Genomic DNA, 17381 nt, shown 5'->3' on the forward strand with positions numbered 1-17381 from the left:
AACTCCACCCTGGAGCTGGAAGATTCCAAGGGACGCAAGTTCATCGTCCGCACTGACCGTGTGGTTTACGCAGAGATCGGCGTCGCCAAGGCACACGCCGTCGGTTTTGCAGGTGCCTAAACCTCGATACTCATGATGCGTTCGCGTTCATAGTGCCGCATCGACTTCACTAAGACTTCTGGCTTCTAGCTGCGTGAGTTAGAGCATGAATTAGAGAAGGCGCATCCCACAGCAGAGTAATTCCGCTCGAGTGGGATGCAGAAGGTAATCTATTTCCTTATGGAATTACCTGTGGATAACTCGCAACGCGCCCCACGTCATCCGCATCGTAAACCCGAACAAAGCAATTGGTTAGTAAGGTTTGCTCACGAATACGGCTGGTGGCGCGTTGTTGCGATCCCCGTGATGATAGTGCTGACTATCTGGGTTATCGCAGACGTGATTGACGCGACCACAGGCACGGACGGCACTCAGGTCGCGCAGACCAGTCAGTCGCCGCAGCCCGAGCCTTCCGAGAAGCTGGGCCCCGACCCAGCAGATGCCGGTGACATAAAGGCAGCCAAGGACCAACTTCCCGCAGGCGGTGACTTCACCGAAGCTGGCGATGACACCTACCGTGATGCGGGTCCAGCCGGCGCACACGCAGGCAAAGGCGGCAAAACCGTAGTTCGCTACTCCGTGGAGATCGAAAACGGCGTTAACACTATTGCCTATGGCGGCGACTCCGCCTTTGCGGCTATGGTCGATGCCACCCTCGGTGATCCACGCGGTTGGACCTCAACCGGGGATTTCGAATTCATTCACGTTGCGGCCGACGATAAGCCTGACACGCGGATTCGGCTGACTTCTTTGGCCACGACTGCGAAGCTGTGTGGCGCGCAGCTCAACACCGAAACGTCGTGTCATACCGGCATCACTGGAGAGTCCACGGTGAACCTCAACGAGTCCCGCTGGGTACGCGGCGCCGTTCCTTTTGAAGGCGACCTTGGCAATTACCGCCAGTACCTCATTAACCACGAATTTGGCCATGCAATCGGTTACGCTTCCCACCAGGCCTGCGGCGGCGAAGGCAAGCTCGCTCCCGTCATGATGCAGCAGACGCTGAGCTTGAATAACGCCGAGTTGTACAGAAAGGACTCCAAAGAGATCTACCCTGATGAGGATGTGACCTGCGAGCCCAACCCGTGGCCTTATCCGAATCCACGCATCAAGGATCCGCACAATCCGGAATAGGAGAACCCAATGTTGCTTCCCCCAGAACACGTGTTGTCCGCCTTCCACGCGGAGGCGAATTTCCGCCAGATCCGCGGCGAGGTCTTGGGTCCGGAATGGGACCACGGTATCAAGGTAGGCGACGTCGTCTATGCCCGTGCCAATGAATGGTCGGGGTGGTCCGCCAAGGTCCGGGAGAAGATGTCCTTAGCGGGTGCACGAGTCGTGCGTCCGGTGCTTACGACTGACGCACGCTATACCGCTGCTGGGTGGAAGGCCAATCAGTACGTTCCTGGCCAGCTGCGCGGACGCGTTGATGAGACTGCGCAAATGGCGTTGCGTTTGGACGAAGCGATGTCAACCGTGCCTCTGCCCAACGTGGGGCAGCGCGACGACGTATTCGCACGTGCTGAGCGTGCCGCGTGGGATGAGACGGGGGAGGCCTATTCTGATGTTGACCTCGCAGGAATTCCGGTAGGTATTGCGCACGTCGATGTTCTCGGAACCACCATCTTTGCGGATACAAATCCGCCTGCGCTTGTCGACGTCGTGCCATCCGCGGCGCCCCGTCCAGTTGGCTGGAGCGCCGCGCTGGTCATCGTCGATGGCCTCATCGCGGACGTTGTGGATGACGGCATCTGCAACCGCTTTGGGCACGTTCCAGGAATGTCCCAGCTTCTGCTGCGTGCCTCGGCTTATCGCCGTTACGTCAATAACCTGCACCCGCAGTCGAAGACGACCACGCGTTCGAACATTGAAAGGGTTGAAGCTCTGCTCGTGTCCAGGTCATCTGAAATACTGAACGGGTGAGTTACGATCCCCGTTCTACCGCCCGCGCAGGCGTCGTCTTGCCGCCTTCCCCTCAAGTCCGTCTAGTCCCGCGTACTTCCCAGCGCAGCTCGCGTTCCTGGGATTTTCCGCTGCCTGAAACAGGCAGATGGCGCGTGACGGGTACGGCGGGTTCCGGTGTCTCGAGCCTGCTTGTCGACGTTGTCTTGAACAAGCTGAGCTCCGGCGCTGACCCCTCGGGGATCTTGGTGGTCTCCACCTCGAAGGAATCTGGTTCGATCCTGCGGCGCGAGCTGGCGCAGCACTTGGAAGATTACGCGGCGCAGGCATCGATGGTGCGCTCGGTGCATTCCTTGGCCTTTGCACTGCTGCGGACAATCTCAGAAGAAGAGATTCGTCTCATCACCGGCGCTGAGCAGGATGCGGTCATCCGTGAACTGCTGGAGGGCCAAGCAGAAGAGAATCGTGGTAGCTGGCCCGCGGAGGTCCGCCCAGCCATGACCTTCGTGGGGTTTGCCCGGCAGTTGCGTGACTTGCTGCTGCGCGCCATCGAGCGTGGCAAGGGCCCGCATGAGCTCATGGAGTTGGGGCAAAAGTACCAGCAGCCTATGTGGACCGCGGCAGGCGAGTTCCTACTCGAGTACGAACGCACGCAGCAGCTGGCTGGTCTGCATTCTTACTCGGCAGCAGAGCTCGTCAACGAGGTCTTGTTGCACTCGGAGTTGGTGGAGAAGCATCCGTGGCACACCATCATCGTGGATGATGCGCAGCTGCTGGACCCGACCTCGGGCAAGCTCATCGAGGGGCTCTCTCGCAGCACAGAGCTGACTGTGGTGGCGGGGGACCCTGACCAAGCCGTCTTTGCTTTCCGAGGCGCCAACTCGGAGTTCTTGACCTCCTTCCCAGCGGAACATGAGCTGGTGTTGGAGGAACCGCGGCGTCGTCCAGCGCCTGCATGCATCAGCATCGTGGATTCGCGCTCGACCCTGCGCGACGTTGTTGCGGATGCTGTCCGGCGCCGCCATTTGGAAGATGAGGTGCCGTGGCGGGAAATCGCGGTGATTGTGCGTTCTACTGGTGACATTGGCCAGGTGCGCAGGACCCTCCTGGCGGCCGGCGTGCCGGTGCACATCAACCCCACGGACGTTATTTTGGCGGAGCAGCGCCTAGTCAAGTCTATTTTGCTGGCGCTGCGCGCATTGGACCATGAGTTGAGCAACACCGAGTTGGAGGAGCTTGTCACGGGACCTGTCGGTGGTGCGGACCCGGTGACGTTGCGGCGCCTCATTCGTGGACTGCGTAGGTGGGCGCCGCAGTCCCGCGGCATCGATTCCTTGCGGGCGCTGTTGGAAGGCGAACTACCGGACTTTAGCGGTCTGCTTACCGAACGCGAACAGACCATCCTGGAGCGTATCCGCTCGATCCTGGATGCAGGCCGTGCAGCACTGCGCGCGCAGGTCTCTATCGAGGAAACCCTGTGGGAAGTGTGGAACGCCACTGGCCTCGACGCGCGTTTGCAGGCCGCGGCCTTGCGCGGTGGTGCCACGGGCTCGCAGGCAGACCGCGACTTGGACGCGATGATGTCGCTCTTCGACGCGGCCGGTGACTATTCGGAGCGCCGTCCTGGTGCGTCCCTGGAGGCTTTCCTGCGGCATATCGAGGAACAGGAGCTACCTACGGGCGTGCGTGATCGCCGAACCGCAATTCCGCAGGCGGTAGAGGTAATTACCGCGCACGGTGCAGTGGGACGCGAGTGGGACACCGTGGTTATTGCAGGTGCGCAGGAAGGAACCTGGCCCTCGTTGGGCGAGACCGGTTCCGTCTTTGGGCAGGAGGATCTCATCGACTTGCTGGATAAAGGCATCGCGCCGGGCACACCGGTGAGTCATGTGGCCAGCCGCTTGAGGGAGGAGCGCCGCTTGTTCCACGTCGCTACCACCCGTCACCGCAGGCGCCTGCTCATCGCAGCTGTCGACGCCCCCGAGGCCGCTGTGCCTGAGGAACCATCCCGCTTTGTGGGGGAGTTTGCGCTGAGCGGCTCTGTCGACGTTCCTGGTGCGCAGACGCGCCGGGAGGCAACCAAGCGCCTGCGTGCGGCACAGTTGCCGCGGGAGCTCGGCCTTGCAGTCCCCGAACCTGCGCCGGTGTCGGTGCGTGCGGAACGCGAGATCGACCCACTCGATGTGGCTGTGCTTTCGGTGCCGTCCTTTGTGGCGCAGTTGCGTCGGGTTGTGGTGAGCGCTTCCAGCGGTGAGGCAGAGCGCAGTCAGGCAGCCCGCCAGTTGGCGCGCTTGGCTAAGGCAGGAGTACCCGGTGCCCATCCAGAGAGCTGGTGGGCTGCGCGTTCGGTGGCCACGGATGTCCTTGCAGACATGGAAGAGGCCGTGGCGGTGGGGCGCGTTTCGCCGTCTCGTGTCGAGGCCTTGCTGAATTGTCCGCTCAGCGCCATCTTGGGCAACCTCGCGGAAGAGGAGTCCACGCCGATGCACCTCATTCGCGGCACCATGGCGCATGCCTACCTAGAAGCGTTGGGCAGGGGAATCGAACCTGAACTGGGTAAGAAAATGGTTATGGAGGCTTTTGCTTCCATCGTGGATGGGCCCGGATGGAAGATGCGCAGCGATATGGCTGCCTTCGAGCGGCTTATCGACCGCACCCACCAGTGGGCTATGAACTCCGAGTCCTCCTTTGAGCTCATTGGCGTTGAGGTTCCCGTCTCCGTGGAAGTCCTGCCTGGCATTACCGTTGCTGGTTACATGGATCGCCTAGTCAAGGCTGGGGATGACTACATGGTGGTTGACCTCAAGACGGGCAACAGCGCTGTGACCGCAAAGCAGGCCAAGGAAAATCCACAGCTGATGACGTATCAGTTGGCTTTGGAACGCGGTGAACTTGTCGGTGTTGTGGACGCAGACGACGCGGAAGCAGGGGAGAACCCCGGCTCTTCGCCGGTCATCCGTACTGGTGAAGGCTTGCCGCGTGGTGGCGGTGTATTGGTCTATCCCGCCCATGACAGCGTCAAGATCACAACGCGCGACCAAGCAGCGGTGCCGCCGGAAGAGCTTGCGGCCTTCGCCGAAAAGCTGCCGGCGCTCGTTGCAGAATTACATAGTGAGCGCTTGACCGCGCGCGAGAATGATTCTTGTGATCGCTGCGCTATTCGCTCTATTTGCCCAGTACAAGCCGAGGGAAAGCAGGTCTCTGATGAATTCGCAGTCTAATCTTCTCAGCCCGGCAGAGCTTTCCACGGCCCTGGGCAAGGCGTTTCCGCCGACGCCGGAGCAAGCCAGGGTAATCGAGGGCGAGCTCGGACCAAAGCTCGTGGTGGCGGGTGCCGGTGCGGGCAAGACCGAGACGATGGCTTCGCGCGTGGTCTATTTGGTGGCCAACGGCATGGTGGCGCCGGAAAAGGTCTTGGGTCTGACGTTTACCCGCAAGGCCGCGCAGCAACTCGAGCAACGTATTCGCAAGCAGCTCATCAAGTTGCGTGACTCGGGAATCGTGCAGCCTGGTACGGCCGCGGCCGAGGCTTTGGAAAATATCGCGCCAAAGGTTGCCACCTATGACTCCTACGCGGGTGACTTGGTGCGTGAATACGGTTTGCTCATGCCTGTGGAGCCGACAGCGCGCATCATTACCGATGCTGAGCGCTACGCCATCGCACACGACGTGGTGGTCAATTACGGCGGCAAGCTGTCGGCCTCGCAATCGTTGGGCCACGTGACGGATACCTTGCTCAAACTGGCGCAGGCCATGGACAACGGCTTGTTGGACCCAGACGAGATCCGCGAACATGCACGGATTTTCACAGCCACCGCTTATGACCTAGAAAAAACTAGCAAGAATGGTCCGGAGTTTGCCAAAGAAGTCCAAAATTTCCTCAATAAGCAGCAGTTGCGCGTGGAGTATCTGCCACTGGTGGAGGCCCTCAAGGAAGAGCAGGCCGCTCGTGGCGTGATTACGTTCGGTGAGCAAATGGCTATTGCCGCGGCCTTAGCGGAGAGCCATCCGCAGGTGGGCGAGCAGCAGAGCCAGCGATTCAACGTCGTCATGCTGGACGAGTACCAGGACACTTCCCATGCCCAGCGCGTGTTGCTGCGCTCCTTGTTCGGCGGGGTCCGCCCCGGTGTTTCGGTGACCGCAGTGGGCGACCCTATGCAGTCCATTTATGGCTGGCGCGGTGCCACGGCAGAAAACCTTGCTGCCTTCGTTGAGGACTTTCCTCAAGCAGACGGTTCGCCGGCGCCGAAGGATCAGCTCACCATTTCGTGGCGTAACCCGCAGCAAACGCTGACGCTGGCTAACGACGTCGCCGGGCACCTGTTTGCGGAAACCGGCGGACCGCGCCCAGTTGATGAATTGTCGCCGCGCGATAACGCCCCAGAAGGCGAGGTGAAGTTGGCCTACTTCGCCAGCGAAAACGAGGAACGTGAGTTCGTAGCGAATCACCTCAAGTCGCAGCTGGATGCGTGCGAGGAACCGAGCCGCTTTAGCGCGGCGGTTCTGGTGCGCACCAACAAACAGTCGCCGCTCATTTCTCAAGCCTTGGATGCAGTCGGCGTGCCCAATGAAATCGTTGGTTTGGGCGGACTGCTTTGGCAGCCTGAGATCCAAGACCTCATTGCTGTAGCGACCATTCTCTTGCGCCCGCAGGACACCAATGCTGCCTTGCGCGTTCTCACCGGCCCGATGTGTGGGCTGGGTGTGAAGGATCTCAAGGAGCTGCTGGCTCGCCAACGCAATCTGGCGGGGGCAAGTGATGAATCCGCAGGCCGTCTTCGCTGGGAAGGCGGCGATCCTGTCGAGCACCTTGCCGCGCAGCTGGCTGAACTCACCAAGGAGGACACGAGCCAGGTCTTGGGCCTTGCCGACGCCCTCGCAGATTTGGGAGAGCGGGAGCGCTACAGCGCGGCTGGCCTTGCTCGCATGGAAGAGCTTTCAGCGAAGCTGCGTCATCTGCGTACCTACTCGCTGAGCAAGTCATTGAGCGATCTCTTTGCAGACATCGAGGCGATGTTCAATATTCGCACCGAGGTGCTGGCAAACGGACAGCTGGGCGGGACGACGCACCTTGATACATTCGCCGACATTGTCGCCGGATTCCATGGGGACTCCTTGGGCGCACTTCTGGACTACCTCTCCATGGCGCGTGAGCACGAAGACGGACTGACCCCGGGCGAGGTTCCAGCTGTTGACGGTCGCGTGCAAATCATGACCGTGCACAAGTCCAAGGGCCTGGAGTGGAAGCACGTGTGCGTGCTACACGCTGACTCCAGCAGTTACAAGGCCCAGGCGGAGACCTTCCTCACGCTCGTGGAAAAGGCGCCCACTGATGCGGACGTCATTGAGCTTGAGCCCGATGCTGTCAAGCGCTCGGCATTTGGAAAGGCCTGCGAAGCCTATAAAGAATCGGTCCGCCAGAACCAGCGGGAAGAGGCTGCTCGCCTGTTCTATGTTGCGATGACGCGTACCGAGTCCACCCTGACCGTTACTGGTTCAGGCACCAACCGCAAAGGTGGCAAGGCACAAAAAGGACCTTATGAATACCTGGAGCTGTTGCGCGAGAAACACTCGGACCTGGTCAGCCACTGGGACGTTCCAGCGACTCCTGAGGAGGCCGAGGCGCTCACCACCCTTCGTGAGGGCACGTTCCCGTCGCTGCGCGCTAACCCGGATGCGCTGCGCGGTGCTGATCTCGTGCTGGACGCAATGGAGGAGCTGCCGACATTGCGGGCGGGGGAGACCTTCGAGTTGTGGGAGCAAGAAGCCGGAGCCCTCATCGAGGAATACGCCGCGCTTAAGGCCCCTGTGGTTGATGTGGAGCTGCCGACTGAGCTGACCGCCTCCGACATGGTGTCTTTGAGCTCCGATCCCATTCAGTTCGCGCGCCGCCAACGCCGCCCAGTGCCCTTCAAGCCGAACGCCTACGCGAAGCGCGGTACCGCCTTCCACGCGTGGCTGGAGGAGCGGTTCGGTTCGCCAGCCTTGCTGTCTGAAAACGAGCTGCCTGGTTCTGATGAGCAGCCAGAGCAAGACCTGGAATCACTAAAGGATGCATTCTTGAACTCGCCGTGGGCGCAGCGCACACCAGAATATGTCGAAGCACCCTTTGAAATCACCGTCGGTGAGTCGGTCGTCCGCGGCCGAATGGATGCCGTATTCCGTGAAGCCGATGGAACCTGGCTCATCGTGGACTGGAAGACTGGCCGTCCGCCTGCCGGTGCAGCGATGCGCGCCGCCGAGATCCAGCTCGCCGTCTATGCAGAGGCTTGGCGGCGAGTACATAAGGCGGAGAATGTACGCGCTGCTTTCTTCTATGTCCGTGATGGTTATTTCTTCGAACCGCGTAATTTGCCCACTGGAAAGGAGCTAGTAGAACTCCTTGAATCGTCAGTTTCAGGTCAGGCGGGCTAAGGTATTGAGCCGGTCCGGAAACCGAGTCATCGGGTCATCGCGGTCTATGCATTCTGTCCGCTGTGCAAAATCGTTTAGACTCGGAGAACCCCGGATCGCTCAACGAGGTAAGTAATAAAAGGAAGACAGAACTTCAGTGCCGAAACAAAGTGCGAAGCGCATTAGACGCCGCTTCAAAGCGCGCTTTATGCCGCAGATTGAGCTGACTTCACAGCCCGACCACGCACTCATTGACGTGATCACTGTTCCGCGTGCGGTCAGCGACAGCCCGTGGAGGCAGCTGGGCAGCCGCGTGCTGTGGGCTCTAGCGCTTCTGGTTTTTGTCACCGTCGTGGTCTACTTCGATGGCGACGGATATAGCGAGGACCTGTCGCTGCTCGATGCTTCCTATTACGCAGCGGTCTCCCTGACCACAGTGGGCTATGGTGACATCGTCCCGGTCACGCCGCAAGCTCGCTTCATTAACCTTCTGATTGTCACGCCAGCCCGCCTGGTCTTCCTTGTTTTGTTGGTCGGCGCAACGTTGTCAGTGCTGACAGACAAAGCACGCCGTACATTTGAAATCCAGAATTGGAGAAAGCAATTGCGCAACCACACAGTTGTCATCGGTTACGGCACCAAGGGTGCGGGAGCGGTCGCTGCTTTGCTGGCTGATGATGTCCCGGCTTCCCAGATCGTGGTCATCGATACCAATCGAGCCTCCCTGGCCAACGCAGAGCACCACGGCCTGGTCACCATCTATGGCTCCGGCACCAAGCAGGACGTCCTCCGCATCGCGGGCGTCGAAAATGCCTCCTCTGTGGTGGTCACACCGTCCACAGACGATACCGCTGTGCTGTGTACGCTGTCGGTCCGCGAGCTGAACTCGAAGGCGAAGATCGTGGCCTCCGTGCGTGAGTCCGAGAACCGCCACCTGCTGCGCCAGTCCGGTGCCGATTCCGTGGTTACCTCCGCCGAGACCGCCGGCCGCCTGCTTGGTCTTGCCACCGTGACGCCGACCGTGGTGGAGATGATGGAAGACCTGCTCTCCCCGAACGAGGGCTTCTCCGTTGCCGAGCGCCCCGTGCGCGAATTTGAGGTTGGCTCCAACCCACGCCACCTCGCTGACATCGTGCTCGCTGTGCTGCGAAACAACGAGCTACACCGCGTCGATACCGCCGATGCTTACTCGCTTAAGCCTGGCGACCGCCTGCTCTACATCAAGCACGAGATGGAGCAAGCCAACGAAGAAGAGGACGAAGAAGAATAGTGTTTCTGCCTATCACCGAGACCAACCGCGTACCAGTTGATTCCCAAGGCGCCCCGGTCTTGGTCGCAGAACCAACCGGCCCCATCCTCGTTGAGGTAGGGGCCTTTCAGGCTTTTTCGATGCCCGAGGAACAGGCCAAAGTGTTAGGAACGCTGCGTGATGCCACATTCTTCGCCGACCACCCTGAGATCCTCAAAGCCATCCACTTGGTGCGCAATCGTCGAGAGCTGCGCTTCGACCCACGAACCGGACGGGAACTGGAGTATCCTGCCCCGGGCGTCGTCGGGCGCGATGCCCACAACGAGCACCGAATTGTGTTTCCCCGCCTTGACCCCGCAGTGATTGGAATCATCCACCTAGCCGGCACGGACAAGATTCTGTTGGCCAAGAATCGGATGCGTAATAGCTTTTATTCGCTCATCGCCGGCTACGTCGATGCTGGAGAGAACCTCGAGGAGGCTTTCACCCGGGAGGCCCTTGAGGAGACCGGAATGCGCGTGCGCGAGGTGCGCTACTGGGGCTCACAACCCTGGCCCCCAAGCGGCTCGCTTATGGTGGGCTTTTCCGCGGTCACGGACGATGTCCGGGCCGTTTGCGATACTGATGGGGAATTGGAAGAGACCCGTTGGGTTAGCCGGGCTGAGTTGCCTGAGCTGACCATTGCCCGGAAGGGCTCGATTGCACACACGATGATTATGGAGTGGTACCACGGTGAATAGGCCGGATTTGTCCCTGTTGGATGAGGACCAACGCGCTGCCGCGACCGCCCCACGCGGACCGGTATGCATCTTGGCGGGTGCCGGTACAGGTAAGACGCGTACCGTGACCTACCGCATCGCCAACATGGTGGACCAGGGCTTCGTTAGTCCGCAGCGCATCCTCGCCGTCACTTTCACCACGCGTGCGGCGGGGGAGATGCGCGATCGCCTCAACCAGATGGGCGTCGGTGGCGTGCAAGCCCAGACCTTTCACGCGGCGGCGCGTCGCCAGCTGCGCTACTTCTGGCCACAGGTCGCAGGCGACCTTCCATGGGAGCTGTTGGATAACAAGTTTTCCGTGGTCGCGCGGGCTGTGCGTTCACTGAACTTGGACAATTCCAAGGACTCGATTCGTGACTACTTGAGCGAGATCGAGTGGGCCAAGTCTTCTCTCATTGGTGCCGATTCTTATCCGGAGGTCATCGCCACCACCGACCGTGAAGCACCCACAGATCCTGCGAAAGTGGCGGAGGTCTTTCGGCGTTACGAGCAGCTCAAGTCCACGCAGGACCGCATGTTCTTAGACTTCGACGACCTCCTCATGCATATCGCCGGGGCAATCGAGAACGTGCCCTCGGTAGCCGAGGTCTTCCGCGAGCAGTACCGCACCTTCGTCGTTGACGAGTACCAGGACGTCACGCCCTTGCAGCAGCGGGTCCTCAATGCGTGGTTGGGAGACCGAGACGATCTCACAGTGGTCGGTGACGCCAACCAGACGATTTACTCCTTCAACGGCGCTTCGCCGGACTACCTGCTCAACTTCTCTCGCACGTATCCCAATGCGACCATCGTGAAGCTTCAGCGAGACTACCGTTCCACGCCACAGGTCACGGATTTGGCTAACCGCGTCATCGCTAAAGCTACGGGTCGCGCGGCGGGAACCCGCCTGGAGCTGCAGGGTATGCGCGATCCCGGTCCTGAACCCACGTTCAAGGCCTATGAGTCGGAAGAGATCGAGGCGAAGGAAGTAGCAGGCCAGATCCTGACACTCCTCAACAAAGGTGTGAAAGCATCAGAGATCGCCGTGCTCTACCGCATTAACGCGCAGTCGGAGCAGTTTGAGCAAGCGCTTGCCGACGCCGGCATTGTCTACCAGGTCCGCGGTGGTGAAGGGTTCTTCCGTAGGCCGGAGATCCTCGAAGCCATTCGCGTCCTCATCGCGGCTACTCGCCGTGATGACCTGCCAGCAGACCCGGTGGCGATCGCGCGCGCCGCGTTCGTCGAGTTGGGACTTACTCCTACCGAGCCGCAGGGTGCGCAGGCGCGTGAGCGCTGGCAGTCTCTCAATGCGTTGGTGGATCTCATTGCGCAGATCGTGAACGACCACGAAGGAATCGATCTCAACGGGGTCCTCGGCGAGCTGCATCGTCGCTCCGAAAACAAACAGAATCCCACGATGGAAGGTGTCACCCTCGCCACCATCCACGCAGCTAAGGGCCTGGAATGGGATGCGGTCTTTCTGGTTGGGCTCACTGAGAAGCTCATGCCCATCAACTACGCCATCAAGGCGGGCGACGAGCAGGTGGAAGAAGAACGCCGCCTGTTCTACGTGGGCATTACCCGTGCACGTGAGCACCTTGCATTGTCGTGGGCCTTGGCTAAGACGACGGGCTCGCGTGCCTCGCGCGAGCGCACCCGCTTCTTGGATGGATTGGTGCCGGGGATCGAGGAAACGCCAGGCAGCGGGCGCCGGTACCGCCAGCGCAAGTGCCGAATTTGCTCGGCTGAGTTGACGAGCCCTGCTGAGAAAGTTCTGGGCCGACACGAGTATTGCGAGTATGAGGGCGATGAAGAGGTCTTCTCCGCGCTGCGCGCCTGGCGCGCGAAGACCGCTCGCGAAGCGAAGGTTCCGGCCTACGTGATTTTCTCCGACGCCACGCTGCAGGCGATTTCAGAAGCCCTGCCAGCAAGTGAGGCCGAGCTGCTCGACATCTCGGGCGTGGGGCCCTCGAAGCTGGAGCGTTATGGCGCGGAGGTCCTGCAAATCATCGCTGCGTTGCGTTCCTAATCGCGGCCGCACGGGAGCCTGTGCTGCCGTCCACCGCAAATACCCAGACCTGGGAACCCAGAACCCAAGGTCGCGGAAAAGCGTGCCAAGCGCCCAAGCGATCGCGACCAGCAGGACTGGGGGCCCAGGCCTGGGGATTTAGGAAAGTCCGCACGTGGCCCCTGTGCGAGCGCGGCTTGGACCGGCGCATAGCGCTACCGATTGCGTTTCGTTTCGAAGCAATAGGGGCACTTCGGGTGCTCGATAACTAGCCGGTATTGGTGATGCCCGTAGAGGTCCACCTCAAGCTGCTCGCCCGGCATCACCCGCGAGCTTTTCGCACCAGGCGGCGACGGCCAGCCAGCAAGACGCCTGACCAACACCGCGGACTGTACCGCCACTGCCTGCGCCACAAGGTCATCGGTGTTTCTGTCTGCATCAGCCAGCTGGCTGACCACTTGGTGCCATTGCCCATCCACGTCGATGCGGTGTAGATGCGCGCACATGGGGCAGGGGCCGCGGCCGTCGACGTGCACAGGCCCAATGACTCCGCGCGAATCGACCAGCGAGACCGGCAGGAATGTGCCCTTGCACTTGCTGAGTGCAGCAGCGAGGTTCACGGGTTCATGCAGCATGTCAGCCGCGACAACAGGGAAGTGCTCACTGACGCTTGCGATGTAGGAATACATATTCTCTGATTCCAGCGGATTGCGCAGGATGAATCCAGCATTATGAAATACCGTGCGCAGAGTTTGCGCCAGTGCACTGGAACCCAACACCACCACGCTTTGACGCGGTTGCTCCGGCCAGAGGATGTTGTAACAGATGAGGTCTTCAATGAGCGTGCGCGCAGCCGCATCGTCCATACCCGCGCGGACCAGAAGCCGCTCAACGCTCTCTCGAGTCATCGGCTTACTAAGGAGGTTTAAGGCCTCAACAATCTGCATTTCTACCTCGACGACTCCCACTCGCGTGGCATCCATCCCGAACTGGATCACCCCAGGCTCGCGTTCCACCACGGCAACTCCCGGCGCGAGTGAATAAGTTGTCATCGTTGAGACAGCGTGCGTTTCCCCTGCCATGCTTTCCCCCTAAAGCTGTGCGCGTGAGAATATTCCAACACAAGTACAATCACCTGTCATGTCGAATCAACAGCCCGCCCGCGAGTCCGCCCCAGAAGTGCGCGTGATTCGCTCCGCCAAGCGCAAGCGCACAATCCAAGCACGCATGGTAGACGGGGTATTGGAAGTTCGCATTCCGGCCTGGATGTCTGCCAAGGAAGAACAGAAAGCGGTCACGGATATGCTCGCCCGTGTTGAACGCAAGCACACCTCGTCGCGGCGTTCCGATGCAGATCTGGAAGAACGCGCCGCGGAACTCAACAAGCTTTACCTAGGTGGCCAGGCCAAGGTGGGTTCCATCCGGTGGGTCAGCAATCAGAACTCGCGCTGGGGCAGCTGTACGACGTCCACTGGAGACATCCGGATCACGGATCGGCTCAAGGACGTGCCGGAGTATGTCCTCGATTCCGTCATCATCCATGAGCTCACGCACACATTTATCCCCGGGCACGGGCCGCGCTTTTGGGAGTGGGCAGATCGCGCGCCAAAGGCGGAACGGGCCAAGGGATACTTAGAGGCCTACCAGCGCTTTGGCTGATAGGCCTCTAAAAGAGCAGCGGTGCGGCGAGATTACTTCTCGGATTCGGGGCCGTTAGGACCGTCGGTCTCGTCGCTTCCGTCCTGCGTATCCTTGCCGTCTTGCTCGCGAAGCATTTCTTCCAGCTTGGCAAACTCTTCTTCGAAGCCGGAATCGGGGGCGTCGTCAAGCAGGCTATCGATGAACGAAGCAGGGTTGTCGATTTGCTCTGCGGTAGGCAGGAAGTCTGGGTGGTCCCAGGCCTTGTCGCGCTTTTCGGCGCCAACCGCGACGGTGGTGCGGCGCCACAGCTCCGCAGCGGCGTCGACCTTTGGGGCGGAGAGCTCAATGCCCACGACCTTGGAGATGGCCTGCTCCGCGGAACCGCCCGTAGCGCGGCGGTGTGCCCATGCCTCATTCATGGTAGAGGTGGACGGGATACGCTCGCCCAGCGCTTCATTGACCACGTGGTCAACCCAGCCCTCGACCAGAGCAAGCAGCGTTTCTAGGCGGGAGACCGCACCTGCGTTGCGGGAGGTGATGCGCGGGGTGAGGTCCATCCCCTGCAGCTTGCTCATCGCGTCCTGGATAGCTTGTGGGTCGCCGGACTCCAGGTTGAGCTCGCGGGTGGCTTCCTCGATGTGGGAAGTGTCAATGACCAGGCCGATGGCGTATTCCTCGACAGAGGAGACCAAGCGCTCCACCAGCCATGGAACGTGTTTAAACAGGCGCTGGCGGGCGGCCTCACGCGCGCCGATGTAGACCAGAATCTCCTGGCCTGGAACGTTGAGGTCGCGGGCGATCTTCTGGATGTTGTGCGGCAGCAGAGCCGTGGTGCCGGCAGGGGAGACTGGCAGACCGAAGTCAGAGCCGGTCAGTGCCTGAGCGGCAAGGTCACCAAGCGCGCGGCCTAGCTGCATACCGAAGTTCATGCCTGACATCTGGTTCATCATGTTTGCCATCGGGCCCATCATCTCGCGGGCTTCTTCAGGCATGGACTCCAGCTGCGCGTTGTTCATGTGCTGCGCCACCGGGGTGACCAGGCGCTGCCACATTGGAATGGTTGTCTCCAGCCACTCGGTGGAGTTCCATGCCTTCACTGCACCGGAGGCGGTGGGGAGATCGGTGGCGTCGTCAAGCCATAGCTCCGCCAAGCGGACGGCCTCTGTGACAGCGTTGATGTCAGCGTCGCTTACTTCTTTGTCAGTCGAAATCTGCTGCAGTGCGATGCGCTTTGCCATCTCGTAGTTGACTGGGCCGGCACCTTCCGCGGAGTTCATTGAGGAACCCATGCCGGAGAGCATCTGACCAAATTGGTTCAGGAGATCTCCTAAACCACCGCCTGCGGCGCTTCCACCGAAGCCGAAGGCGCCAAACGGGTTCTGGTCGCGGCGTGAGTTTTCATCATCGCCGTCGTCGTTATTGGGGAAAGAAAAGCCGAATCCGTTGCTCATGGGCTCTAATCTACCGGCAGGCGGCGGCTGGATTCCATGAACAACGCAACGCTGACAGCGAACACGAATGAAAACCATAACGAAAAACGTTGTAGGCTGTTTCATCGTGAATTCACCTGAAAATCGTCGACTTCGCACCCTTGCCTGGGGCGCCATCCCCGTCGTAGTGCTCGGTGCTGCATTGAGCATCGACCACATCCCCGGCACGGATGTTGCTCTGACCGTTCCTTATGCCGCGGAAGGGCCCGGACCCACCGTGGACACTTTGAGCGAGGTCGACGGTACTAAGGTCGTGGATGTGACTGCTCCCAAGACTTATGAGACCTCGGGACAGCTCAACATGACTACTGTCTCGGTGCGTACCAACATGACGCTGGCGCAGGCCCTGGGTCGGTGGATCATGACCGATGACACCCTCGTGCCCATTGATACCGTCATCCCCCAAGGAAAAACGGATGAAGAAGTCAACGAGTCCAACAAGCAGGCTTTTACCCAGTCGGAGGCCGCGGCAACGGTCGCTGCGATGAACTACCTCAAGGTTCCGGTCAAGATCGTCGTGGCGCAGGTGCTCAAGGACGCGCCGGCCACTGGGGTGGTTAAAGCCGAAGACATCATTACCTCCGTCGATGGCAAGGACGTCAGCGAGCCGGGCCAGGTCCAAGAGCTCGTGCGTGCCAAGAAACCTGGCGACAGGATGGAGCTCGGCATCGAGCGCAAGGGCAAAAAGCTCACCGAGGAAATCACCCTTGGTTCCCATCCGGATGATGACAGCGTCGCTTTGCTCGGCATATCCATGACATCGCAACCGAAGGAGGACATCAAGGTCCAGTACAACCTCCAGGACATAGGTGGTCCTTCCGCTGGCATGATGTTCACGCTCGCCGTAATCGACAAGCTTTCCGAAGGCGAGCTCAACGGCGGAAAGTTCGTGGCTGGTACCGGAACGATCAACGAGGACGGCACGGTGGGCCCCATTGGCGGCATCGTTCACAAAGTAGAAGCTTCCAAACAAGCCGGTGCGGAGCTCTTCCTAGCCCCGGCGGATAACTGCGCGGAGGCCACGAGCCGCGACACTGGCGACATGGTGGTGGCCAAGGTCGAATCCATCGACGACGCCATCGTGGCCATGGACAACTTTGCCCACGGCAAAAAGGTCGAAACCTGCGGCTAGATTAAGCCAGGCCGCAGACTAGATAAGGCCAAGCTCCTTGAGGCGGTCCTCAGGATCATCTTGATCGGTGGAGATCATCTGCTGCATCACTAGGCCCTCTTTGTTGTCCACCACGGTCAAGATAGCGGTGTTGCCCAGCATGGACCAGCCGACGACGCGGTCGCCCTCATCCTTGATGACGCGGGAAGAGCGCAGCTCAGTGAGTACCTGTGTGGTTTGCGCGGCCTTCGACTTGTTCTTGAAGAACTGGAACTGGCCCACCTTGGAACCCGAGCAGTTATAGGAGTCCTCCACACCGTTGGGGTCGCAGCGGTCAAACTGCTGGAAGATCTCCACTGGGATGAGCTCACCGAAAGTCTTGTAGGCCTCTTCCACTGGCTTTGCCAGCTTCTTGTCCGTCTTTGCGCTTCCGCTCTCGTTGGCGGATTCGCTCGCGGTTGCGCTGGCGGAAGAATCAGCAGATTCTGATTCTGCGGCTTTGCTGGTGGCGGATTCGGTGCTGGACTCCGCGCTTTCTTCGGTGGTGGGAGCTGCGCTTGACGACGTCTCCTTCGCCGGGGTTACCTTCGCCGGGGCGGTGGTCTCGGGGGCCTGCGGAGCAGGCGCCTCCTCTTTGTCGCCGCAGGCCGTTAACACGCACGTCACAGCCACACAGGCTGCCGCGACTCGGGCTGAGCGGGTTAGCGAGGCAAATCGCACGAGGAGACTC

The 17381-nt window shown here is 60.4% G+C and carries 13 protein-coding genes; 10 read left to right on the forward strand and 3 right to left on the reverse strand.

Annotated features, from left to right (window positions below; translation table 11 throughout):
- Positions 1 to 9: 9 nt before the first annotated feature.
- The 8 genes from HMPREF0308_RS02155 to HMPREF0308_RS02190 all read left to right on the forward strand — a co-directional run bounded on the left by HMPREF0308_RS02155 (position 10) and on the right by HMPREF0308_RS02190 (position 12430).
- The gene (locus HMPREF0308_RS02155; protein WP_255313659.1) at positions 10 to 120 is read left to right on the forward strand and encodes a DUF3107 family protein; all 111 of its coding nucleotides are present in this window, start codon (positions 10 to 12) and stop codon (positions 118 to 120) included.
- 135 nt (positions 121 to 255) lie between these two features.
- Positions 256 to 1233, forward strand: a complete 978-nt coding sequence (locus HMPREF0308_RS02160; protein WP_005528189.1) for a DUF3152 domain-containing protein — start codon at positions 256 to 258, stop codon at positions 1231 to 1233.
- Between the two features lie 9 nt (positions 1234 to 1242).
- Positions 1243 to 2022, forward strand: coding sequence for a hypothetical protein (locus HMPREF0308_RS02165; protein WP_005528190.1), 780 nt, complete (start codon positions 1243 to 1245; stop codon positions 2020 to 2022).
- Complete coding sequence (locus HMPREF0308_RS02170; RefSeq protein WP_172465257.1) at positions 2019 to 5222, forward strand: ATP-dependent DNA helicase; 3204 nt, start codon at positions 2019 to 2021, stop codon at positions 5220 to 5222. Before HMPREF0308_RS02165 ends, HMPREF0308_RS02170 begins: the two co-directional genes overlap by 4 nt.
- Entirely contained in the window at positions 5206 to 8415 is a 3210-nt protein-coding gene (locus HMPREF0308_RS02175) for an ATP-dependent helicase (RefSeq protein WP_005528195.1), read from the forward strand. The genes HMPREF0308_RS02170 and HMPREF0308_RS02175 overlap by 17 nt, the downstream gene beginning before the upstream one ends.
- A gap of 187 nt (positions 8416 to 8602) precedes the next feature.
- On the forward strand, positions 8603 to 9664 hold the full coding sequence (locus HMPREF0308_RS02180) for a potassium channel family protein (RefSeq protein ID WP_005528197.1): 1062 nt from the start codon (positions 8603 to 8605) through the stop codon (positions 9662 to 9664).
- Positions 9664 to 10383: an NAD(+) diphosphatase gene (locus HMPREF0308_RS02185; protein ID WP_005528199.1), complete on the forward strand. Its 720-nt coding sequence runs from the start codon at positions 9664 to 9666 to the stop codon at positions 10381 to 10383. Before HMPREF0308_RS02180 ends, HMPREF0308_RS02185 begins: the two co-directional genes overlap by 1 nt.
- On the forward strand, positions 10376 to 12430 hold the full coding sequence (locus HMPREF0308_RS02190; protein ID WP_005528203.1) for an ATP-dependent DNA helicase UvrD2: 2055 nt from the start codon (positions 10376 to 10378) through the stop codon (positions 12428 to 12430). Before HMPREF0308_RS02185 ends, HMPREF0308_RS02190 begins: the two co-directional genes overlap by 8 nt.
- 194 nt (positions 12431 to 12624) lie before the next feature.
- On the opposite strand, the gene HMPREF0308_RS02195 is transcribed toward HMPREF0308_RS02190, so the two are convergent.
- A complete protein-coding gene (locus HMPREF0308_RS02195; RefSeq protein ID WP_034656694.1) occupies positions 12625 to 13461 on the reverse strand; it encodes a hypothetical protein in 837 nt (278 codons plus the stop codon).
- An 88-nt stretch (positions 13462 to 13549) separates the two neighbouring features.
- Between HMPREF0308_RS02195 and HMPREF0308_RS02200 the strand changes: the two genes are divergently transcribed.
- The gene (locus HMPREF0308_RS02200; RefSeq protein WP_005528207.1) at positions 13550 to 14068 is read left to right on the forward strand and encodes a M48 metallopeptidase family protein; all 519 of its coding nucleotides are present in this window, start codon (positions 13550 to 13552) and stop codon (positions 14066 to 14068) included.
- A 32-nt stretch (positions 14069 to 14100) separates the two neighbouring features.
- On the opposite strand, the gene HMPREF0308_RS02205 is transcribed toward HMPREF0308_RS02200, so the two are convergent.
- Positions 14101 to 15501 (reverse strand): zinc-dependent metalloprotease, encoded by a 1401-nt coding sequence (locus HMPREF0308_RS02205; RefSeq protein WP_005528208.1) that lies wholly within the window; start codon positions 15499 to 15501, stop codon positions 14101 to 14103.
- 67 nt (positions 15502 to 15568) lie between these two features.
- On the opposite strand from HMPREF0308_RS02205, the gene HMPREF0308_RS02210 reads away from it, so the two are divergent.
- A complete protein-coding gene (locus tag HMPREF0308_RS02210; protein ID WP_005528210.1) occupies positions 15569 to 16672 on the forward strand; it encodes a YlbL family protein in 1104 nt (367 codons plus the stop codon).
- An 18-nt stretch (positions 16673 to 16690) separates the two neighbouring features.
- Here HMPREF0308_RS02210 and HMPREF0308_RS02215 read toward each other — a convergent pair whose 3' ends face one another.
- Positions 16691 to 17308 carry a hypothetical protein gene (locus tag HMPREF0308_RS02215; protein ID WP_005528213.1) on the reverse strand — a complete coding sequence of 206 codons (618 nt, stop codon included), beginning with the start codon at positions 17306 to 17308 and terminating at the stop codon, positions 16691 to 16693.
- Positions 17309 to 17381 lie beyond the last annotated feature (73 nt).

This window comes from Corynebacterium striatum ATCC 6940, from assembly GCF_000159135.1.
GTDB lineage: Bacteria > Actinomycetota > Actinomycetes > Mycobacteriales > Mycobacteriaceae > Corynebacterium > Corynebacterium striatum.

Bases quoted from the DNA above. Each gene is read 5' to 3' on its own strand.
- HMPREF0308_RS02195 (WP_034656694.1), bottom strand. From the start codon at position 13,461: ATGACAACTTATTCACTCGCGCCGGGAGTTGCCGTGGTGGAACGCGAG.
- HMPREF0308_RS02200 (WP_005528207.1), top strand. From the start codon at position 13,550: ATGTCGAATCAACAGCCCGCCCGCGAGTCCGCCCCAGAAGTGCGCGTG.
- HMPREF0308_RS02165 (WP_005528190.1), top strand. From the start codon at position 1,243: ATGTTGCTTCCCCCAGAACACGTGTTGTCCGCCTTCCACGCGGAGGCG.
- HMPREF0308_RS02175 (WP_005528195.1), top strand. From the start codon at position 5,206: ATGAATTCGCAGTCTAATCTTCTCAGCCCGGCAGAGCTTTCCACGGCC.
- HMPREF0308_RS02180 (WP_005528197.1), top strand. From the start codon at position 8,603: ATGCCGCAGATTGAGCTGACTTCACAGCCCGACCACGCACTCATTGAC.
- HMPREF0308_RS02210 (WP_005528210.1), top strand. From the start codon at position 15,569: ATGAAAACCATAACGAAAAACGTTGTAGGCTGTTTCATCGTGAATTCA.
- HMPREF0308_RS02160 (WP_005528189.1), top strand. From the start codon at position 256: ATGCAGAAGGTAATCTATTTCCTTATGGAATTACCTGTGGATAACTCG.
- HMPREF0308_RS02205 (WP_005528208.1), bottom strand. From the start codon at position 15,501: ATGAGCAACGGATTCGGCTTTTCTTTCCCCAATAACGACGACGGCGAT.